Annotated in this window: 21 protein-coding genes; 6 read left to right on the forward strand and 15 right to left on the reverse strand. The window is 57.0% G+C overall.

Features of this window, described 5'->3' with window-relative positions; all coding sequences use genetic code 11:
• Window positions 1–225: hypothetical protein (locus tag ACR0BK_RS14410; RefSeq protein WP_480555162.1), on the reverse strand; the 225-nt coding region annotated here is incomplete at its 3' end.
• Between the two features lie 15 nt (window positions 226–240).
• Window positions 241–1,089 (reverse strand): HTH-type transcriptional regulator BhcR, encoded by an 849-nt coding sequence (gene bhcR / locus ACR0BK_RS14415; protein ID WP_480521258.1) that lies wholly within the window; start codon window positions 1,087–1,089, stop codon window positions 241–243.
• 169 nt (window positions 1,090–1,258) lie between these two features.
• On the opposite strand from bhcR, the gene bhcA reads away from it, so the two are divergent.
• The 4 genes from bhcA (at window position 1,259) to bhcD (ending at window position 5,702) form a co-directional block, all read left to right on the forward strand.
• Window positions 1,259–2,449, forward strand: a complete 1,191-nt coding sequence (bhcA, locus tag ACR0BK_RS14420; protein ID WP_480521256.1) for an L-aspartate--glyoxylate aminotransferase BhcA — start codon at window positions 1,259–1,261, stop codon at window positions 2,447–2,449.
• Complete coding sequence (gene bhcB, locus ACR0BK_RS14425; RefSeq protein ID WP_480496144.1) at window positions 2,449–3,417, forward strand: beta-hydroxyaspartate dehydratase BhcB; 969 nt, start codon at window positions 2,449–2,451, stop codon at window positions 3,415–3,417. The genes bhcA and bhcB overlap by 1 nt, the downstream gene beginning before the upstream one ends.
• Before the next feature lie 42 nt (window positions 3,418–3,459).
• Window positions 3,460–4,623: a 3-hydroxy-D-aspartate aldolase BhcC gene (gene bhcC / locus ACR0BK_RS14430; protein ID WP_480555163.1), complete on the forward strand. Its 1,164-nt coding sequence runs from the start codon at window positions 3,460–3,462 to the stop codon at window positions 4,621–4,623.
• 113 nt (window positions 4,624–4,736) lie between these two features.
• Window positions 4,737–5,702, forward strand: a complete 966-nt coding sequence (bhcD, locus tag ACR0BK_RS14435) for an iminosuccinate reductase BhcD (RefSeq protein ID WP_480496106.1) — start codon at window positions 4,737–4,739, stop codon at window positions 5,700–5,702.
• A gap of 143 nt (window positions 5,703–5,845) precedes the next feature.
• Here the strand turns inward: bhcD and ACR0BK_RS14440 are convergent, their stop codons facing one another.
• The 3 genes from ACR0BK_RS14440 to puuE are packed head-to-tail and all read right to left on the reverse strand — an operon-like array spanning window position 5,846 to window position 9,220.
• Window positions 5,846–7,270, reverse strand: coding sequence for a uracil-xanthine permease family protein (locus ACR0BK_RS14440; protein WP_480477003.1), 1,425 nt, complete (start codon window positions 7,268–7,270; stop codon window positions 5,846–5,848).
• 55 nt (window positions 7,271–7,325) lie between these two features.
• Entirely contained in the window at window positions 7,326–7,811 is a 486-nt protein-coding gene (locus tag ACR0BK_RS14445; protein WP_480478180.1) for an ureidoglycolate lyase, read from the reverse strand.
• The gene (puuE, locus tag ACR0BK_RS14450; RefSeq protein ID WP_480555164.1) at window positions 7,808–9,220 is read right to left on the reverse strand and encodes an allantoinase PuuE; all 1,413 of its coding nucleotides are present in this window, start codon (window positions 9,218–9,220) and stop codon (window positions 7,808–7,810) included. The genes ACR0BK_RS14445 and puuE overlap by 4 nt, the downstream gene beginning before the upstream one ends.
• Before the next feature lie 147 nt (window positions 9,221–9,367).
• On the opposite strand from puuE, the gene uraH reads away from it, so the two are divergent.
• Both uraH and ACR0BK_RS14460 read left to right on the forward strand, forming a co-directional pair.
• Window positions 9,368–9,721: a hydroxyisourate hydrolase gene (gene uraH, locus ACR0BK_RS14455; RefSeq protein WP_480496112.1), complete on the forward strand. Its 354-nt coding sequence runs from the start codon at window positions 9,368–9,370 to the stop codon at window positions 9,719–9,721.
• A 133-nt stretch (window positions 9,722–9,854) separates the two neighbouring features.
• Window positions 9,855–11,087, forward strand: a complete 1,233-nt coding sequence (locus ACR0BK_RS14460) for a urate hydroxylase PuuD (RefSeq protein ID WP_480555165.1) — start codon at window positions 9,855–9,857, stop codon at window positions 11,085–11,087.
• Window positions 11,088–11,202: 115 nt separating this feature from the next.
• On the opposite strand, the gene ACR0BK_RS14465 is transcribed toward ACR0BK_RS14460, so the two are convergent.
• The 10 genes from ACR0BK_RS14465 to paaZ form a co-directional block, all read right to left on the reverse strand.
• Window positions 11,203–12,444, reverse strand: a complete 1,242-nt coding sequence (locus ACR0BK_RS14465; RefSeq protein WP_480496114.1) for an acyl-CoA dehydrogenase family protein — start codon at window positions 12,442–12,444, stop codon at window positions 11,203–11,205.
• 324 nt (window positions 12,445–12,768) lie between these two features.
• Window positions 12,769–13,530: a Phenylacetic acid catabolic protein gene (locus ACR0BK_RS14470; RefSeq protein ID WP_480521248.1), complete on the reverse strand. Its 762-nt coding sequence runs from the start codon at window positions 13,528–13,530 to the stop codon at window positions 12,769–12,771.
• 13 nt (window positions 13,531–13,543) lie between these two features.
• Window positions 13,544–14,617 (reverse strand): 2Fe-2S iron-sulfur cluster-binding protein, encoded by a 1,074-nt coding sequence (locus ACR0BK_RS14475; protein WP_480555167.1) that lies wholly within the window; start codon window positions 14,615–14,617, stop codon window positions 13,544–13,546.
• A 13-nt stretch (window positions 14,618–14,630) separates the two neighbouring features.
• Window positions 14,631–15,092: a 1,2-phenylacetyl-CoA epoxidase subunit PaaD gene (paaD, locus tag ACR0BK_RS14480; RefSeq protein ID WP_480521244.1), complete on the reverse strand. Its 462-nt coding sequence runs from the start codon at window positions 15,090–15,092 to the stop codon at window positions 14,631–14,633.
• 6 nt (window positions 15,093–15,098) lie between these two features.
• Window positions 15,099–15,857, reverse strand: coding sequence for a 1,2-phenylacetyl-CoA epoxidase subunit PaaC (paaC, locus tag ACR0BK_RS14485; RefSeq protein ID WP_480555168.1), 759 nt, complete (start codon window positions 15,855–15,857; stop codon window positions 15,099–15,101).
• Entirely contained in the window at window positions 15,857–16,141 is a 285-nt protein-coding gene (paaB, locus tag ACR0BK_RS14490; protein WP_209507558.1) for a 1,2-phenylacetyl-CoA epoxidase subunit PaaB, read from the reverse strand. Before paaB ends, paaC begins: the two co-directional genes overlap by 1 nt.
• Before the next feature lie 23 nt (window positions 16,142–16,164).
• On the reverse strand, window positions 16,165–17,142 hold the full coding sequence (paaA, locus tag ACR0BK_RS14495; RefSeq protein ID WP_480476985.1) for a 1,2-phenylacetyl-CoA epoxidase subunit PaaA: 978 nt from the start codon (window positions 17,140–17,142) through the stop codon (window positions 16,165–16,167).
• A gap of 15 nt (window positions 17,143–17,157) precedes the next feature.
• Window positions 17,158–18,360: a 3-oxoadipyl-CoA thiolase gene (gene pcaF / locus ACR0BK_RS14500; RefSeq protein WP_480555169.1), complete on the reverse strand. Its 1,203-nt coding sequence runs from the start codon at window positions 18,358–18,360 to the stop codon at window positions 17,158–17,160.
• Between the two features lie 189 nt (window positions 18,361–18,549).
• The gene (locus ACR0BK_RS14505) at window positions 18,550–19,365 is read right to left on the reverse strand and encodes a PaaX family transcriptional regulator C-terminal domain-containing protein (RefSeq protein ID WP_480521238.1); all 816 of its coding nucleotides are present in this window, start codon (window positions 19,363–19,365) and stop codon (window positions 18,550–18,552) included.
• Between the two features lie 62 nt (window positions 19,366–19,427).
• Complete coding sequence (gene paaZ, locus ACR0BK_RS14510) at window positions 19,428–21,458, reverse strand: phenylacetic acid degradation bifunctional protein PaaZ (protein WP_480555171.1); 2,031 nt, start codon at window positions 21,456–21,458, stop codon at window positions 19,428–19,430.
• Between the last annotated feature and the right edge of the window lie 9 nt (window positions 21,459–21,467).

Here is a 21,467-nt window from a genome sequence, read left to right on the forward strand (position 1 = left end):
AACCTCGACCAACTCATGCAGAAAAACGGCCCCTTCAAAAACCTCTTCGACCAACAGTTCAACAAACACAAACAAAAAGTCGCACAGTAATAGGGGGAGCTGAAAATCAGATAACCGGTAAGAGTCACGCCTGTTCTGCTGTTGAGTTTGTCTGTGCACAATGCGCGTCTCAGCGCGTTGGTGTTGTGGCGCGGCAAGCGGATCCGGGGTCAGCGTTCGCCGCAATCTGGCGGCAAAGCCTTAGGGTTGCGGTGGCAAAACTGTCCCACCAATAGCCAGCGTCAACTGGCGCGCTGCTTCCATCACCGGGCGGCTCAGCCGTTCGATTTCGGCCGCTCCGACGCGACTGGTTGGCCCGGACACTGAAAGCCCCGCGACCGCCTCTCTGTTGATATCGAAAACGGGTGCTGCAATGCATCGCATACCCGTAGTCTTTTCTTCGTTATCCACGGAAAAACCCCGCAATCTGATTGCTGCAAGATCTTTCTTCAACGCCTCAGCGCCGGTAATCGACTGATCCGTAAAAGCCTGTAAATTCGCTGAGGCCAACCTTCGGTTCAATCTGTCTTCGTCCATGTGGGCCAATAACGCTTTTCCGATGCCCGACGCGTGCATGGGTGACAATGTACCGGGCGGAAAAAACGCCCGGATACTTTCATGTGTTTCAACCTGGCTCAGGAACAGCACCAGACCTTCTTTCTCAACTCCCAGATTGGCGGTTTCACCCGTGGTTTCCATCAATTTGCGCATGATCGGCCTTGCCCGTTCCACCAGACTGGTACGACGCAAAAACCGCGAGCCGATCACAAACGCCTGCGGGCCAATGTGCCAAACCTGTTCTTCATGGTCGAACTCGACCAGACCCCTGCCCTGTAACGTCACGAGGATGCGATAAACGGTGGCCGGTGCCTGACGCATTTCATCTGAAAGTTCAGTAAGAGCTTTGCCTTGCGCTTGGCTCAGATATTCGAAAACCTCCATCGCCCGATCCAGTGATTTGATCGTATTCTGCGCGGTTTTGTCGTCCCACCCCCGCGGTCTTCCCCGGGCTTTGCGACGGAGTTTCGGGTCATTGTCTTGCAATTCCATAAAAACCCTCTGAACATTTATGAAAGACTATTTCAGGATATGAAAAATATAACTCACTGACAACTATAAGTTAAATCTCTTATCACGAATTCTGAAATGCGTTTTCAAAAAAATTTCCAATCGGGTTGATGAAACTTATTGTGCTGGCAAGGACGGAAGGAGACCATCCATGAGCTTTCAAAACCCCGTTTTCATCCCGGGCCCGACGAACATCCCGGAAAGCCTGCGCAAAGCCTGCGATATGCCCACGATCGACCATCGTTCGCCATTGTTCGGGCAAATCCTGCATCCTGCGCGCGCGGGCGTGCGGGACATTCTGAAAAGCGACAGCGCCGAAGTCTTCATTTTCCCGTCGACCGGAACCGGGGGCTGGGAAACCGCCCTAACCAATACGCTGTCCGCCGGTGACAAGGTTCTGGCGGCCCGCAACGGCATGTTCAGCCATCGATGGATCGATATGTGCCAGCGCCATGGGCTGAATGTTGAGATCGTCGAAACCCCGTGGGGCGATGGGCTGCCGGCTGACCGGTACGAAGAAATCCTTGCCGCCGACAAAAGCCACGAGATCAAGGTTGTTCTAGCGACGCATAACGAGACGGCAACTGGTGTGAAGTCGGATATCGCTGCTGTGCGCAAGGCGCTGACTGCCGCGCAACACCCGGCCCTGCTGTTTGTTGATGGTGTCTCATCAATCGCGTCGATGGATTTCCGGTTTGATGAATGGGGCGTGGATGTTGCCGTTACGGGGTCGCAGAAGGGTTTCATGTTGCCCGCTGGCCTTGCCATCGTCGGTTTCAGCCGGAAAGCGATGGAAGCAACCAAAACCGGCACTCTGCCCCGCACATTCTTTGATGTCCGGGACATGACCAAGGGATACGCCAACAATGCTTACCCCTATACACCCGCTGTCGGGTTGATGAATGGCCTCAATCAAGCCTGCTCTATGCTGCTGAATGAAGGTCTGGAGAACGTTTTTGCCCGGCACCACCGGATTGCGGAAGGGGTCCGTGCCGCTGTGGGGGCGTGGGGGCTGGAGCTTTGTGCCAGCAGCCCGGCGGTCTATTCCGATACCGTAAGCGCAATCCGTACGCCGAACGGCTTCAACGCGACGGATATTGTCACGCACGCAGCTGAAAAATACGGCGTTGCCTTTGGCGTGGGCCTTGGTGAGGTCGCGGGCAAGGTGTTCCGGATCGGGCATCTGGGCAGCCTGACGGATGTCATGGCTCTGTCCGGGATCGCCACTGCCGAGATGTGCATGGTTGACCTGGGACTGAACATCGACCTGGGGTCCGGAGTTGCCGCCGCACAGGAATACTATCGCGGCCATCCCGGTTCCGTTCAGAAGAACGCGGCATGATGAAGGATTGCACAATGTATATCCCAACCTATGAAGACATGCTTGCGGCGCATGACCGGATCAAACCCTATATCCGCCGCACCCCGGTGCGAACTTCGGACTTTCTCAATGAACTGTCAGGCGCGCAGCTGTTCTTCAAATGCGAAAACTTTCAGGAACCGGGCGCTTTCAAAGTACGAGGTGCTGCGAATGCGGTTTTTGGGCTGGATGAGAAACAGGCTGAAAAAGGTGTCGCCACCCATTCTTCGGGCAATCACGCCTCGTGCCTGTCTTATGCGGCGATGAAACGGGGCATTCCCTGCAACGTGGTCATGCCTCGGACAGCGCCGCAGGCAAAGAAGGATACGGTCCGCCGTTATGGAGGGAAGATTACAGAATGCGAACCCTCCACCTCGTCGCGCGAAGCGACATTTGCCGAGGTTCAGGCGGCTACGGGCGGTGACTTTGTTCATCCCTACAACGATCCTCGGGTCATCGCCGGGCAAGGCACCTGTTCGCGAGAGTTTATCGAGCAGACCGACGGTCTGGACGCGGTCGTTGCGCCAATCGGCGGTGGTGGCATGGTGTCTGGAACCTGTTTGACCCTGTCCAATCTGGCCCCAGAAACAGCGGTCATCGCGGCAGAACCCGAACAGGCAGACGACGCCTATCGCAGCTTCAAGGCCGGTCATATCATCGCGGATGATGCTCCAAAGACTATTGCTGACGGGTTGCTGGTTCCGCTGAAGGATCTCACCTGGCATTTCGTATCGAACCACGTTTCAGAAATTTACACTGCCTCCGAGCAGGAGATCATCGATGCGATGAAACTGACATGGAAGCACCTGCGGATTGTGATGGAGCCATCTTCGGCCGTTCCGCTGGCCACGGTTCTCAAGAACCCGGACGCATTCAAGGGCAAGCGTGTCGGACTGATTGTTACAGGTGGCAATGTCGATCTGGACCGGCTGCCCTGGATGAACGCCTGAATATACCCCAACAAAAAACAATCCCGGTATAGGATTACGGAGATGAAAGATATGAGCACTCTCGACCAGTTCGAAGTAGGTTACGACATTCCGGCCAAACCTGGCATGGACGAAGCAGATATCCAGACACCCAGCCTGATTTTGGATCTCGACGCGCTTGAGCGCAATATCAGGAAGATGGGCGATTATGCCAAGGCGCACGGGATGCGTCACCGCGTGCATGGTAAAATGCACAAGTCGGTCGACGTGGCCAAGCTGCAAGAGAAAATCGGTGGTGCCGTCGGTGTCTGCTGCCAGAAAGTTTCCGAGGCCGAAGTATTCGTTCGCGGTGGGATCAAGGACGTTCTGGTTTCGAACCAGGTGCGTGACCCGGCCAAAATTGACCGCCTCGCACGCCTGCCAAAACTGGGCAGCCGCATTATTGTATGTGTCGACGATCTGGAAAACGTCGCTGACCTTTCGGCGGCGGCAGTCCGGCATGGAACACAGCTGGAAGTCTTCGTGGAAATCGATTGCGGCGCAGGTCGGTGCGGGGTCACAACGACACCCGAAGTGATTGAAATCGCCAAGGCGGTTGAGGCTGCTGACAACCTGAAATTCAGCGGAATTCAGGCCTATCAGGGCGCAATGCAACACCTCGACAGCTATGAGGCACGCAAGGAGAAACTGGATACCGCCATCGCGATGGTCAAAGACGCAGTAGACGGCCTTAAAGCCGAGGGTATCGAGTGCGAGTTGGTCTCGGGCGGCGGTACTGGGTCATACTACTTCGAATCCAACTCGGGCGTGTATAATGAGCTGCAATGCGGGTCTTATGCGTTCATGGATGCCGATTACGGTCGCATCCTGGACAAGAACGGCAACCGGATCGACCAGGGCGAATGGGAAAACGCATTCTTCATCCTGACCAGCGTCATGAGCCACGCCAAGGCTGACAAGGCAATCGTCGATGCGGGTCTCAAGGCTCAGTCGGTGGATAGCGGTCTGCCTGTTGTTTTCGGGCGTGACGATGTCGAATACATCAAATGCTCGGATGAACATGGCGTCGTGATGGATCCGAGCGGGGCGCTCAAGGTCAATGACAAGCTGAAGTTGGTGCCGGGGCACTGTGACCCAACCGCAAACGTGCATGATTGGTATGTGGGCGTCCGGAATGGCAAGGTCGAATGCGTGTGGCCAGTGTCAGCCCGCGGCCGCGCGTACTGAGCCTGATTGCTCAAAGAATGAGCTTTCGGCCAAACATGGCCGGACAGTCGCCCGTGCGCGCCCGCTTTTGTCGGTGAAACGCACGGGCGCACGAATTTCGAATGGAGAATGACATGCTGATCGTACCCGAGCGCGAAATCGCCAACCTCATGACCCGCGACGCGGCCTTTGAAGCCGTCGAACAGGTCTTTGCCTCTATGGCCGCAGGGGACGCCTATAACTTTCCTGTCGTGCGCGAAGCCATCGGGCATGAGGACGCTCTGTACGGCTTTAAAGGCGGGTTTGATCGCGCCGGGCTGACACTGGGCCTGAAGGCCGGGGGGTATTGGCCGAACAACCTGGAAAAGCGCGGGTTGATCAATCACCAATCCACTGTTTTTCTTTTTGACCCTGACACCGGGAAACCGTCGGCGATGGTTGGCGGCAACCTTTTGACGGCCTTACGCACTGCGGCGGCCTCTTCTGTATCTATCAAGCACCTTGCCCGTGCGGGCGCGCGGGTGATCGGTATGATCGGGGCCGGGCATCAGGCAACCTTTCAGCTACGCTCGGCCCTGGAGACCCACACCTTTGAAAAGGTCCTTGGCTGGAACTACCACCCCGAGATGCTGCCCAACATTGAAAAGGTCGCCAGTGAAGCCGGTGTTCCGTTTGAAGCGGTCGAACTTGATGGCATGACCGAAGCGGATGTCATAATCTCGATCACCTCGGCTTTTGCGCCATCGCTGATGGCAAACCATGTCAGCCCCGGAACGCATATCGCGTGCATGGGAACGGACACCAAGGGCAAGCAGGAAGTCGAGGCGGCGTTGCTGGCCAAAGCATCTGTATTCACAGATGAAATCGCACAGTCGATTTCGATTGGCGAGGCTCAACACGCCGTGGCACAGGGCCTGATCAGGGAAAGTGACCTGGTCCAGTTGGGTGCGGTCATCAACGGAACGAACCCGGGCCGGACATCAGACGATCAGATCACGTTGTTCGATGGCACTGGCGTAGGTCTTCAGGATCTGGCGGTTGCTGCGTCTGTTGTCGAGCTGGCCGTACAGAAAGGCATCGCGATTGAGGTCGATTTCTGATGGCATCCCCGTGTGGTCGCCTAAGCGTCGCGTCGAAATACGCGTTTCTTATGTGAGCGATGGGCCAAGCCTGCCAGGCCTGAAACCAAAAAGCGGCGCACTACGTGCGCCGCTTTTTCATCTACAATTCCGGGCTGAACCGGTCAGACGTGATCGTCCTGTTTGATAAAGCCCAACCCGTGGCCTGCCATTCCACCGGACACCTCTTCCGTCGCTTCATCCGAAAGCTCTTCGGGCAGAACCAGATTCAAGACAATGGCAATGATAGCAGCAGGCAATATCCCGGATGTCGCCAGAACTTTGAGAGTTCCGGGCAGATGCTGTAAAGCGCCGGGCTCTAATTGCAAGCCCAGACCCAGGCTGAGTGAAATCGCAAAGATCACCATGTTGCGGCGGTTCCACGTCACGTCCGACAGCATCGAGACACCAGCTGCAACCACCATACCGAACATCACGATCACACCGCCGCCCAGAACCTCGATCGGAACGGACGAGATCACCGCGCCGATCTTGGGGATAAGCCCGCATATGATCAGGAACAGGGCACCTATGGTTACGACCGTGCGGCTCATGACGCCGGTCATCGCGATCAGGCCGACATTCTGACTGAACGACGTGTTCGGCAGGGCCCCAAAGATGCCTGATACAGCAGTTCCAAGACCATCGGCAAAAGTCGCGCCCTGAATTTCCTTGTCGGTTGCCTCGCGTCCCGCGCCCCCTTTGGTGATACCGGACACATCCCCGACCGTTTCAACAGCCGACACGAAAGACATCGCACAGAACCCAATGATCGCCGCGAATGAAAACTCGATACCGAAGTGAAACGGGTTCGGCATGGCAAACGGAGACGCGCGCCCGACATTGCCCAAATTCACCTGACCCAGTGCGAATGCCACCACGTAGCCGACCAACAGGCCAATCAGAACCGCCGACACCGACAGCATACCACGGGCAAAAAACTTCAGGCCCAAAGTAACAACAATCACAGTTCCGGCCATGAGCCAGTTCAGACCAGAGCCGTACTCTTCGGTACCGATGGCGGGTACACCGCCTGCCGCGTACTGGATGCCGACTTTGACAAGCGCAAGCCCGATCATGGTGACAACAAGACCGGTAACCAAGGGCGGAAGCGCAAAGCGAATACGGCCAATGAACAACCCAAGGCTGGCATGAAACAGGCCGCCAACGACTATACCACCCATCAATACGGCAATCGCATCAACGCCCTTTCCAACCACCAACGGGATCATGATCGGAATAAAGGCAAATGACGTCCCCTGCACGATTGGCAGGCGGGCACCAACAGGCCCCAGCCCAATGGTCTGGAACAGTGTCGCAACACCCGCAAAGAACATCGACATCTGGATCATGTAAATCATCTGCGGGAAATCGGGGCTGTTCGAACCAAACCCGAAACCCGCCGCACCGCAAACGATGATCGCTGGCGTGACGTTGGAAACGAACATCGCCAGCACGTGCTGAATTCCCAAAGGAACCGCCTTCAGAATTGGCGGGGTGTAGTTCGGGTCACGGAGCTGCTCCGGCGTCCCTAAAGTTGCATCTGACATCGCGTTTTTCCTCCCAAAAAACTACGTGGGCCGGCCCCTCTTCCGGCAATGTCCCCTATTCAGTGATCGTGTAGGCGTTCTGGAACCAATACTCCTCAAGGTTTGGCCCGTTTCCTATTCGGTCGACCACGGCGAACAACCCAGGGGGATGAAGCGGTGTCAGAACCCCGTGCCAGGTGTTCCGGTGATAATTCACGCCCTGTCCGGGCGCGGTGATGAATGCAACAGGCTCACCCGGCACACCCGCGTTGTCGGGCGCCACAACAACGACAAAGGGTTTATCTGAAAGCGGCAGAAAGGCCTGGCTGCCGTCGGGGTGGCGCTCGACCATTTCAAGTTTGATAGGCAGGTTGAAGGCCCGGGATTGGAAAACGCTGATCCCTGCGCGCCCCTCATGGAAATCCAGCTGGGCGCGATCATGGTATCGTGCGCATTTTCCCTGATTGATGTATTTGTCCACCGCCCCAGACACCTCGATGACATCGCCGAACGGCGCAAAGGCCTCGGCGGTCAGTGGCCGGAGTTTCAGCGTGGATGTCATTGCGCGAATTTCTCGATCAACCGCAACTCGGCAATCCGTTCGACCTGACGGCAGGCCTCAGCGAATTCGGTGTCTCGGTCACTATCTATCCGACGGTGAAAAGCCTCCAGAATGCTTGCTTTGGTGTTGTCCTTGACCGCAATGATAAAAGGAAAGCCGAACTTGGTTGTGTAGGCGTCGTTCAGGGTCGTGAAGGTCACACGTTCTTCATCCGTCAGCATGTCCAGACCTGCCCCAGCCTGTTCTGCCGTGCTTTCCTTGGTCAGACGTCCCGCAGCAGCAAGTTTGCCTGCCAAATCAGGGTGGGCTGTCAGGACGCCAAGCCGCTGCTCGGTTGTGGCGGAACGGAATACGCGCGCCAGCGCGTTGTGAACACCTGCGGCATTGTCATGTGTGGGGCCCAGCTCCAGATCAAAGGCCGCTTGGGCAATCCACGGGCTGTGTTCGAACACACCGCCAAATTCAGCAACAAAATTTGGCCGGTCCATTTCCGACGGGGTCAGCCGTTGACTTGGCGGATGCGTTTGCGCCCAGTGATCAGCGATTTGTTCGCGGGTGGCAAACCAGACCCCGTCATGTTTCTTGAAGTGGTTGAGTGCGCGTTTCAGGGCCATGGCGCGACCAGGGCGGCCGATGAGACGGCAATGCAGTCCGATCGAAAGCATCTTCGGCTCGCCCGCTTGGCCTTCGGCGTAGAGCATGTCGAAGCTGTCTTTGAGATAGCTTTCAAACTGTTCGCCGTTGGTATAGCCCGCCTGAATTGCAAACCGCATATCGTTGCAATCCATTGTGTAAGGCACGATCAACTGATCCTTGCCACCAGCCTTGACCCAATAAGGCAAATCGTCGGCATAGCTGTCGGCAATATAGGCCAGCTCGCCTTCGGCGGCGGCCAGATCGACCGTGTTCATCGAACAGCGGCCCGTGTACCAGCCACGCGGTGGTTTGCCCACAACCTCGGCATGAAGCCGGATCGCCTCACGGATCTGGACGCGTTCTTCTTCCGCATCCATGTCCTTGTGCTCAACCCATTTCAGGCCATGGCTGGCAATCTCCCAGCCTGCGGCCTTCATCGCCGCAACCTGCGCCGGTGCACGGGCCAATGCTGTGGCAACGCCATAAACCGTAACAGGAAGGTCCTGTAAAAGCCGATGCACCCGCCAGAATCCAGCGCGGCTGCCGTATTCGTAAATGGATTCCATGTTCCAGTGCCTTTGCCCCGGCCAAGGGGCCGCACCAGTGATTTCGGAAAGAAACGCCTCGGATGCGGCATCCCCGTGCAAAACGTTGTTTTCGCCGCCTTCTTCATAGTTCAGCACAATCTGAACTGCGATTTTGGCCCCGTTTGGCCAGTTTGCGTTTGGCACTTGCCGGCCATAGCCGGTCATGTCTCGTGGATACCGCGTCACATCAATTTCCCTCTTGGTGAAAAGACGAATAACCCAAACAATCACCTATGTTTTTCAAAAAATACTGTAAGCAGTCTTTTGACAGACTGCCTTTGCCTGCCGCAAGGGTATTGCAATAGTAACAGCGATGCTTAGCGAGAGGTGCAAATGGCCGGTTACCTTACAACACATGTCCTGGATACGGCACGGGGCTGCCCTGCCAATGGGATGAAGATCGAGTTGTTCCGGATCAACGGAACAGACCGCGCGTTGCTGAAAACTCTGCTCACCAACGAAGACGGTCGCACCGATGAACAAATCCTTCCCGAAGCCGAGTTTTCGACAGGCGAATACGAATTGGTGTTTCATGCGGGCGAATACCTCGACGCCAGTGGCGTGCCGCCTGAAAGCCCGCGTTTTCTGGACTTGATTCCGATCCGGTTCGGAATGTCCGAACACGCCCATTATCATGTTCCGCTACTACTTTCGCCTTTCAGCTACGCGACCTATCGCGGAAGCTGAGCGTTGCGCCGCGTGATCCTGTAGACTGACATTGTATTGTTATTTTTGATACTGCTTGATCTTTCGTAGCAATACCCGATGAAAACTCTATCACCTAGAGTGCCGAAGAACTTGGATATGTAGGAGCAACGCCATGTATGACCTGGCTGTTTTGTGGGAGTGGATGGCCTTTTCCGTCCGCTGGCTGCATGTGATCACGGCGATGGCGTGGATCGGCGCGTCATTCTATTTTATCGCGCTAGACCTTATGCTTAAGCCGAACCCTGCCTTGCCAGAAGGGGCCTATGGCGAGGAGTGGGAGGTGCACGGGGGCGGGTTCTATCACACCGTCAAATATCTGGTCGCACCCGCGCGTATGCCCGAGCACCTGACCTGGCACAAATGGCAGAGCTATACGACATGGCTTTCGGGTGCGGCCTTGCTCATGATCATATATTGGGTCGGGGGCGAGTTGTTCCTGCTTGATCCGACCAAAGCGGATCTGGCTTTGTGGCAGGGGATATTGATCTCTGGCGGGTCACTGACCATCGGCTGGCTGCTTTACGACCAGATGTGCAAGTCGCGCCTGAGTGAGCAACCCACCGCGCTGATGCTGTTGCTGTTCGTGATTCTGGTGGCTATGTCCTGGGGTTACAATCAGATTTTTACCGGTCGTGCCGCGCTTTTGCACCTGGGTGCGTTCACTGCAACCATCATGACGGCCAATGTGTTCTTCCAGATCATGCCCAACCAGCGGATCGTGGTGGAAGACCTCAAGGCGGGTCGGACGCCGGATGCCAAATATGGAAAGATCGCCAAGGTGCGGTCGACGCACAACAACTACCTGACGTTGCCCGTCGTGTTCCTGATGCTGTCGAACCATTATCCTCTGGCCTTTGGCACCCAGTTTTCATGGATCATCGCCAGCCTGATCTTCCTGACCGGCGTGACCATCCGCCACTACTTCAACACGATGCACGCGACCGGGAAAGGGCCGCACTGGACCTGGGGTGTCACTGTCATCCTCATGATCGTGATCGCATGGCTGTCTTCTGTCAGAACCGGCGAAACATGGGAAGACGCCGAAGCAAGGGCGCTGACATCTTACGAAGAAAAATTTGCGTCGGCTGCGGGGTTTGAAGAAGCCTATGACACTGTGCTGAGCAACTGCTCGATGTGCCATGCCCGCGAGCCGGTTTATGGCACCATGAAATGGGCCCCCAAGAAGGTTTATCTTGAAACACCCGGCGATGTTGCCCGGCACGCCGACCAGATTTACCTGCAGGCCGGAATCAGCCATGCCATGCCGCCGCCCTCAGCGGTTCAAATGGACGTGGAAGCGCGACAAACCATCATCGCATGGGTGCGCGAGGTCAGAGGGCAGTAGGATTTTCGCAGGGCTACATCCTACCCTTCACTTCCTACCCCCTGCCGCGGGACAAGTACCTTGTTTCTGCCGCTCAAACAAAGCAGGGCGCACAAGACCTGATGCCGCCCCCGGCCTAGCGCGATGGAGGGGTCAGCCATTGGGCCGACATGCCAAAATTCGAGTTCTTCAACTCTTGCTTGGCAATCGCCTGCAAATGCACCTCATCCGGCCCATCTGCATATCGCAGCGCGCGTGCCCAGGTATAGCTGTCGGCCAGCGGTGTATCCGGGGTCATGCCCATCGCCCCAAAGACCTGCATCGCGCGATCCGTGACAGCAGCATGTACATTGGGCGCCACGACCTTAATCAATGAAATCTCTCGGAATGCTTCTTTTGCGCCCACCTGATCAATCTTCCAGGCCGCTTTCAGGGTCAGCAATCGCGCCTGTTCGATCTCTAACCGGGACTTGGCGATCCATTCGCGGATCACGCCCTGTTCTGCAAGCTGCTTGCCAAACGCCTTCCGTTCCTGCGCGCGTTCGACCATCAGGTTAAGTGCCATTTCCGCCGCACCGATCGATCGCATGCAATGGTGGATGCGACCGGGACCAAGCCGGGCCTGCGCCAGAGCGAACCCGCTGCCTTCCTCGCCCAATAGATTGCTGACCGGGACACGCACATCTCTGAAGACCAGCTCGGCATGGCCCTCGGGGTCGTGCATGTTCAGAATGGTGGGGTTGCGAACAATCTCAAAACCGGGCGTGTCCTTTGGGACAATGACCATGCTCTGCTGTTTGTGTCGATCCGCATTGGGATCCGTTTTACCCATGACGATAAACAATCTGGTGTTCGGGTGGCAGGCGTTCGTGATGAACCACTTGCGGCCATTGATGACGTATTCATCCCCCTCACGCCGTATCGAAGTGGTAATATTGGTCGCGTCCGAACTGGCCACATCCGGTTCAGTCATCGCAAAAGAGGATCGGATTTCACCGTTCAACAGCGGCACCAGCCACGTCTCGCGCTGTTCCGGAGTAGCAAACATGTGCAACAGTTCCATGTTGCCGGTATCGGGCGCGCTGCAATTGAACACTTCCGAAGACCAGGCCACCTGCCCCATAAGTTCGGCCAGCGGCGCGTATTCCAGATTGCTCAGCCGGGTGCCGGGTTCATCGTCGCGCAGGCTGGGCAGGAACAAGTTCCACAACCCTTCGGCCTGGGCTAACGCCTTGAGATCTTCCATAAACGAAACCGGGAAACTGCCTGCCGCCATTTCTTCTTTGTGATCGCGTATGCGCGGATAGATATGCGCCTCCATAAACGCTTTCAGGCGGTCATACATTTCCGTGGCGCGCGGCGATGGGGCAAAATCCATGGCGGTTCCTTCCGGTGCGTTGTGGCAGTGATGTCCTCAAACCCTGTTCGCGCCAGCACGGCCGCCAAGGCACTGTCTTCTGGTGAGTTTTATCTGGCGCTTGATTACGCTCAGTTTGCGCAATCACTCCGATATGAAAAGAGGAAAATACCAATACCGCAATCTGCCGGCGTGAAACGTCAGGTCATTGCTCTCAGAACCTGGTGGACCAACAATACCTAAGGCGATGACCAGATCCCACTCGGAGATTTGCACCGCCGGGCGAGTTTCAAATCGCCCGCGCCCGGAAGTGCCTCTCAACGCGCCTTTGGCGTTTACACAGAACTAGGCCGGTGGTTTCAGGCCCAACTGTTTCACGGCGGCGCCTGCTGTCTGAACCCATCGCTCTTTTAGGGCGTTGTTGCCATTGTGGCGCAAGCCCAGCGATTTCAGAAGCTCAAACCGTTTCAGATCATCGCCACCAAAGGACACAGCAACACGGGGCCACCAATAGTTAACCGCATCCTGCATCTGCTCGGTCTCTCCGTTCCCGGCAAGCTTCACAGCACCTTCCAGCGCCAACGCGCCATGATGGGCTTCGACCGGGGCGATGCTGCGGAACGCTTCGGCCAACGGTTGATAGGAAACCATTGAAAATTCGGCCAGTTGTTCCATGACCGCACGGCTCATCAGCAGGTTCATGATGACGGCGTCAGTCCAGCCCGAGATCGGATAATTGAATACCGCAAGGCGCATGTCATGCGCGCTGCGGGTCGCACCGATATCTGCGTCACGATCCAGGCGGGCCGTCCACGGATGATGTGTGGCATATCTCTCGGTATCGGCCCCAAACTCACCCATTATCCTGAGAACCTGATCGGCGTGATCCGTTTTCTCAAGAACAATCCTCGCGGCTGCGATACGTTCCTTGATGCCCGGACCCTGATTGATGATGTCTGCGAATCCGGCGGCACCGGCAAGTTCGCTGTCCACGAACGTGGCCATCAGCTTCATGAGTTCGGCGCGGTAGCGCGGCGGAACATTGGTCGGGTTGGTCAGCACACCGCCGGCGGCCAGATAGCTGTCGAGTGTCATGGTGTCAGTCATCGGTCTTCTCCCTTTACTGGTCGTAGTCCACGACCACGCGGTCGGTGACCGGATAGGCCTGACAGCTCAGTACATAGCCTTTTTCAACCTCGTAATCCTCAAGCGCGTGATTGGCGAGCATCTCAACTTCGCCTTCCAGAACGCGGCAGCGGCAGGTTGAACAGACACCGGCCTTGCAGGCGTAAGGGGCGTCCATGGCGTTTTCCAAGGCAGCGTCCAGAATGGATTTGTCCTTGGGCAGAGTTATCGTCTGAGTGGACCCATCAAGAGTGATCGATGCGCTGGTTTGGTTCGCCTGCGTGCCCGCATCTGCCGCACCTTCCTTGCGTTTGGCCCGGCCCGGCTGAGCGCTGGCAAAGAGTTCAAACTTGATCTGCCTGTCGTCAAGACCATGCGCGCGCAGCGCTGCAGCAATCCCCAGCATCATTGGCTCGGGACCGCAGATAAAGGCTGTGTCCACGTTCTGAATATCGACCCAGTGTTTGAACAAGTCGGCGCATTTTTCCCGCGTCACCAGACCGGTGAACAGGTCGATCTCCTGTGCATCCGCCTCAAGAATATGGATTACGTTCAGGCGGCCCATATAGAGGTTTTTCAGATCTTCCAGCTCTTCGCGGAACATGATCGTGTTGATGCCCTTGTTGGCGTAGATCAGCGTAAAGCGGGACTTGGGTTCGCGGGTCAGGGTTGTCTTCAGGATCGACAGAACCGGCGTGATGCCAGAGCCGCCAGCGAAACCGAGATACTGCTTTTCCGCATCAGCATCGATCGGAGTGTGAAAGCTGCCCATCGGTGGCATCGCCTGCACAACGTCCCCGACGTTAAGCTCGGAATTGGCCCAACTGGAGAATGCGCCGCCCTCGACACGTTTGATCCCGACTTGCAGTACCCCGTCATCCTTGCCCGCACAAATGGAGTAGGACCGACGCAGTTCTTCTCCGTCAAAGTCGCGGCGAAACGTCAGGTATTGGCCTGCGGTGAAATCGAACTGATCCGCCGCGCCGTTGACAGGCTCAAGCGTGACGACTACCGCATCGCGGATGGTTTTGTGGATGTCGGTGACTTTCAGGTCATGAAAACGTGCCATCCGGTGCTCCTCCTCAGATGCACTTGAAATAGTCAAAGGGTTCCAGGCAGTCGGTACAGCGCCAATGGGCCTTGCACGGGGTCGAGCCGAACTGGCTGACCTTTTCAACCGCTTTACTGCCGCAATGCGGGCAGCGCTCTGGCCCGCCCGCCGGTTGTGGCGGGGCGATGCCAAACTCTTCCAGCTTGGCGCGGCCTTTTTCGCTCAGCCAATCGGTTGTCCAGGCTGGTGAGATGCAGGTTTCGATCCGCACGTCTTTGATACCGTGATCGTGCAACGCGGTTTCGATATCCATGCTGATGACGGATGTTGCCGGACAGCCCGAATAGGTTGGCGTCACCGTCACGAGCAGCGTTTCGGCATCCCAACGCACATCGCGTACGATCCCGAGATCGACAACCGAGATTACCGGAATCTCGGGATCCGGTACGGCATCCAGCCAGTCCCAGATCTGGTCGGTCGAGTGGCGTTGCATCACATGTTACCAGCTTGCACCGGGATATGCGCGCTGCAACCACTGCATCTGCGTCAAAAGGTGCCCCAGATGTTCCGTATGCATGCGCCCGTCACGCCCGCCTTTATGGGCAAATCGGCTTTCCGGAAGGGTCAATGTCGCCTTGGCCAGAACCCGTTTGACCAGCGCATCATATTCTTCGCGCAGATCGGCCGGGTTCGGCGCGATCCCGGTCGCAACCATCTGCGCGTCGATGTCATCGCTGACAAACATCTCGCCTACATATGGCCAGAGGTAATCCAGCGCCGCCTGCATCCGGGTGTGGCTTTCTTCTGTTCCATCACCCAGACCTACGACCGTTTCTGCCGAACGCTCCAGATGATAGGCGACTTCCTTGCTGGCTTTGGCAGCAATCGCGGCGACACGATCGTCAGAGGATGTCAGAAGACGGCCGAGCATGACCGAATGCCAGGCATCGAACAGGAACTGGCGCATCAGGGTGCGGCCGAAATCACCGTTCGGAACCTCGACCAGCAACACATTGCGGAAATCCCACGCGTCGCGCAGAAATGCCAGATCATCGGCGGTTTTGCCACCCCCTATCTCTCCGGCAAGGCCAAGCCACATCTGGGTCTGTCCAATCAGGTCCAGCGCCGTGTTGGCCAGTGCAATATCCTCCTCCAACACTGGCGCGTGGCCGCACCATTCGCTGACGCGATGGCCCAGGATCAGGGTATTGTCCCCCATCCGCAGCAGGAATTGCTGAAACGCTTCGTCGCGGGTCATCACATCGCCCCCACTTCTTCGGGGATGTCGAAAAAGGTCGGGTGGCGGTACACTTTGCTCTCGCTCGGCTCATACAACGGGCCTTTGTCGCTGGGCGACGAGGCCGAGATGTTGTTGGCTTCTACCACCCAAATCGACACGCCTTCGTTGCGGCGGGTATAGACGTCGCGTGCATTCTTGATCGCCATTTCCGCGTCCGGGGCATGCAGCGAGCCGACATGTCGGTGGCTCATCCCATGTTGACCGCGGATGAAGATTTCCCACAGGGGCCATTCGGTATTCATCGGGTTTCCTCCTCAGGGTAAGCTTATTCGGCGGCCAGATTGCCAGCCTGTTTCTTGCGCGCGTGGGCCAACAGCCCGTCACGCACCCATTTGCCGTCATCCCAGGCCTTGTTGCGCGCCGCCAGACGGTCGACGTTGCAGGGGCCGTTGCCCTTGATCACATCGAAGAATTCCGACCAATCCGGCTCTGAGAAATCGTAATGCCCGCGCTCCTCGTTCCACTTCAGGTTCGGGTCGGGGATTGTCAGACCCAGATATTCGGCCTGCGGGACGGTCTGGTCGACGAATTTCTGGCGCAGCTCATCATTGGTGTTGATCTTGATCTTCCAGGCCATCGACTGCGCGGAGTGGACGGAATCCTTGTCGGACGGTCCAAACATCATCAACGACGGGTACCAGAAGCGATTCATCGCATCCTGCGCCATCTTACGCTGCTCGGGTGTACCTTCGGCCATCTTGCGGATCGCGTCATAACCTTGGCGCTGATGGAAGCTTTCTTCCTTGCAAATGCGGATCATGGCGCGTGAGTACGGCCCGTAAGACGTTCTTTGCAGCGGCACCTGATTCATGATGGCAGCCCCATCGACCAGCCATCCGACGGCGCCGATATCCGCCCAGTTCAGCGTCGGGTAATTGAAGATCGACGAGTATTTCATGCGACCGTCCAGCAGCATCTCGGTGATCTCATCACGGCTGACACCCAGTGTTTCGGCCGCACAATACAGGTAAAGCCCATGGCCAGCTTCATCCTGCACCTTGGCTAGAAGGATTGCCTTGCGTTGCAGCGTCGGTGCACGCGTGATCCAGTTCCCTTCGGGCAATTGTCCGACGATCTCGGAATGCGCGTGCTGTCCGATCTGGCGGATCAGCGTTTTGCGATACCCCTGAGGCATCCAGTCCTTGGGTTCGATCTTGATATCCGCGTCGATCCGCGCCTGAAATTCAGCAAGCTTTTCAGGATCATCGTTTGACGCCTCGGATTCTACCATCTGGGCATACATGTCCCGTCTCCTCCGTTACACGCGTTCAAGAATAAGTGCAGCGCCTTGCCCGACACCGACGCACATTGTGCAAAGCGCATAGCGCCCTTTGGTGCGTTTCAGTTGGTACGCTGCGGTCAACACAAGTCGGGCGCCGCTCATCCCCAATGGATGGCCAAGGGCGATTGCGCCGCCATTCGGGTTCACATGGGCGGCGTCATCGGGCAGGCCCAACTCTCGCAGCGTTGCCAGACCTTGCGACGCGAAAGCTTCGTTCAACTCGATCACATCCATCTGGTCGATGCTCAGCCCGGCGCGCGCCAAAACCTTTCGGCTGGCAGGAACCGGACCAATACCCATGACCCGAGGCTCGACACCCGCGACGGACATGCCAACCACACGGGCAATCGGGGTCAGGCCGTTCTTTGTCGCTGTCGCTTCATTCGCCATCAGGATCGCGGCTGCACCATCATTCACGCCCGAGGCATTCCCTGCAGTCACAGTTTTGTCCGGCCCGTTCACACCCTTGAGGCCCGAGAGTTTTTCCGCTGTGGTTCCCGGGCGCGGATGTTCATCCGTATCGACAACAATCGGATCGCCCTTGCGCTGTGGAATTGAAACCGGCGTGATTTCTTCTTGGAACACGCCTGCCGCGTGCGCCGCAGCCCATCGTGCCTGGCTGCGCTCGGCAAAGGCGTCCTGGTCTTCACGGCTGATCCCATAATCTTCGGCCACATTGTCAGCCGTTTGCGGCATGGAATCGACACCATACTGCTGCTGTAGCCTTGGGTTCACAAAACGCCAGCCAATCGTCGTGTCGTAAACCGCATTGCTGCGCGTAAACGCCGACGTCGCTTTGGGCATTACAAACGGTGCGCGCGACATGCTTTCCACGCCACCCGCAACTGCAAGATCATAATCGCCTGCCTTGATGCCACGCGCCGCCATTCCGACGGCATCCATGCCACTGGCACACAAGCGGTTTATCGTTGTTCCAGGTACGTCCGTCGGCAATCCGGCCAGCAGGGACGCCATCCGGGCAACGTTGCGATTGCTCTCTCCTGCCTGATTGGCATCGCCAAAAATGACGTCATCCACACTGGTCCAGTCGACTTGCGGGTTGCGCGCCATCAGGGCCGCCAGCGGGATGGCCGCCAGATCATCCGTGCGAACCGATGAAAGCGCACCACCATACCGCCCAATCGGGGTGCGGGTTGCGTCGCAGATGAAAGCGTCCATCAATTGCGTCTCCTGTTGGAACACGAGCATTAACCGTCTGGTCGGTTAATAAATGCTCAATCGATTCGGCGCAAGCTTTATGTTACCATGTAATCGTCTCTATCAGTTTTCTGTAACATTAAATGACGCTTCTTTCACATCCGCCTTCCAGCCCGCAAAAGCGCCATCCCGGGCTCGGCAAAAAACGAGTTAACCACCCACCGCAGATTCCAGCGTGGCAAGATTCGGTTTGGGCAATTGTCCCAGCAGTCGGGACACAGCCACTCGACATTCCGCGCCTTTCCAACCAACAGGCAAAAAGGCCGGAGGCAGGGATGGATGGCGTAGAACCAAACGACGCCACCCATGCACAATCAATACGCGCAGCACCGCTATTTTCAACGGATCATCGACGCCATCGACAGGCAACAGTTGCTCGGTGCTCTGAAGGGAGTGCAAGAACTGATCATAGGCAGACTTGAGCTGTTCAGGGCCACAAAGGTCGCGCAGCCAGCCTGGAACCGAAATGGCGCTGCTTTCAACACCCAGCAGTTCTTCAAGGTTCTCGGGGGTGGGGCCTGCAGACATGGCTGTTGTGGGGTTAACCGAAATATAATCTCCGGTCAGCATCAGATCCGCTAACTCTTTTCGCGAACTGTCTGAACTGTTGGCGATAAGCACATGCCAAGTTTCTGGTGTATTCGTCTCGCGGGAATAGATGCGCGGGGCGGCGGCGGCGCTTTGACTACGGCCAAATTCGGTCAGTCTGTGAACGCTGTTTCGCCCGACCCGCGTACTTTCGATCCAGCCTTCCTTGCGCAGCCTGTGCAGCGCAACACGCGTGGCTTCGGCCTTGATCCCTGCAAGGTTGGTCAGCGCTGTGATCAGCGCGCCACTAACCTGGTCAGACCCGCTCTGGGCCAGATCACCGAAAATCGTGACCAAAACAGACCACACACGTTGCGTGCCAGTTGTGGTCAACTGGCTGACGCAGGTTTCGAACCATTCTGGGGCCGTATCTTTCATAAGCACAGTATAATCGGGCCGGACGGAATTGCCATCCAGCCCCTGCGCACCTGCACTTGTGCCTAGTAGGCAACCATGGTCAGTAACTCGTATTCTGCGACCAGCTCATCGTCTTGCTGCGTCAGGGTAACGTGCCAGCGAACCTCGCCGTAGTCGTCATTGCGCTTGGTCTTGTGCTTGACCGTCAAACGAACCTTGATGGTGTCACCAGCCTCGACCGGTTTCATGAAACGCAGCCCGTCAAGACCGGTATTTGCCAAAACCGGCCCCTCGTTCGGTTCGACGAACAATCCGGCTGCGAAAGACAACAGCAAGTACCCATGTGCAACCCTGCCCGGGAAGAACGGGTTACGTTCCGCCGCTGCCTGATCCATGTGCGCATAGAAGGTATCACCGGTGAAGTCGGCGAAGTGTTCAATGTCCTCCATGGTGATAGTTCTTGGCGCCGTGTGAAGGGTCTCGCCAATCGACAAATCGTGAAACCGGCGGGTAAAGGGATGAGCAGGGCCTTCGACTTCGGTCGCGCCAGGCACCCATTTTCGTCCAATCGCTGTCAGCAGATCGGGCGATCCCTGAATAGCGGTGCGCTGCATATAGTGTTTCACACCCCGTACCCCGCCCATTTCTTCGCCGCCACCGGCGCGTCCCGGACCTCCATGAACCATGTGCGGCAGAGGGGAACCATGACCGGTGGATTCCTTCATCGAGTCACGGTTGTTGAAATACAGACGCCCGTGATATGCCCCTGACCCCATGGCAACCTGTCGCGCCACTTCTGGATCATGGGTGATTACTGACGCCACAAGAGAGCCCTGCCCCCGGTTCGCCAGCTCAATGGCATGGTCAAGATCGCGATACCCCATCACAGTGCTGACCGGACCAAAGGCTTCGGTATCGTGCACACGTTGCGCCGCGTCAGGATTGGCGCAATGGAAGAGCATGGGTGGTAGGAACGCACCCTTTTCGGCATCAGCGCCCTCAACCACAAAATCATCGGGGTTGCCGAAGACACGCTCGGCCTCTTGCCCAAGGATAGCGGTCTTCTCCAGAACATCACGCTTCTGACCGTTCGAAACCAACGCACCCATACGGGTGGTTTCCAGCTTTGGGTCACCGATGACCGTTTTCGCCAGTCGCGCCGACAGCGCGTCAATTACCGCCTGTACCTGCGGTTCGGGCGCGATGATCCGGCGGATTGCGGTGCATTTCTGCCCTGCCTTCGCGGTCATCTCGCGCTGGACTTCCTTCACGAAGAGGTCAAATTCCGGCGTGCCCGGCGCGGCATCGGGGCCAAGGATCGAACAGTTCAGGCTGTCCTGTTCCGCAACAAACCGTACCGAGTTCTCTAGGATCACCGGGTTGGAGCGCAGTTTCAGGGCCGTATCGGCGGATCCGGTAAAGCTGACCACGTCCTGCATAGTCAGACGGTCCAGCATGTCACCCAAACCACCCGAGACCAACTGCAATGCACCCGCTGGCAAGATGCCGGACTCAAGCATCAACCGAACACACAGCTCGGTCACATAACACGAGCTCGTGGCGGGTTTTACAATCGCCGGAACGCCCGCCAGAAGGGTTGGGGCAAGCTTTTCCAGCATCCCCCAAACCGGAAAATTGAACGCGTTGATGTGAATTGCCACGCCTTGTAGCGGGGTGCAGATGTGCTGCCCCAGGAAAGTACCGTTGCGCGAAAGCTGCTCAACATCGCCATCCAGATAGACATGACCGTCCGGCATTTCACGACGGCCTTTTGCGGCAAAGACAAACATCGTTCCGATGCCGCCGTCGATATCAATCATATGATCCGATTGCGTCGCACCGGTGTTGAAAGACAAATCATACATGACCCGCTTGTGTCGGCCCAAATGGACGGACAGCGCCTTGAGCATTTTGGCGCGTTCATGGAACGTCATTTTGCGCAGTGCCGGCCCTCCGACATTGCGCGCATAGTCCAACATCCCCTGGACATCCAACGCGCTGTTACCCGCTGTGGCGATAACCTCGCCGGTCACAGCGCTTGTTATTGCGCGGGCACCCTCGCCGGGCGAAACCCACTCACCGGCTGCAAAGCTGGAAATCTGTTGGATAGTCATGAGCGTCTC

Source organism: Ruegeria sp. AF1 (assembly GCF_056542125.1).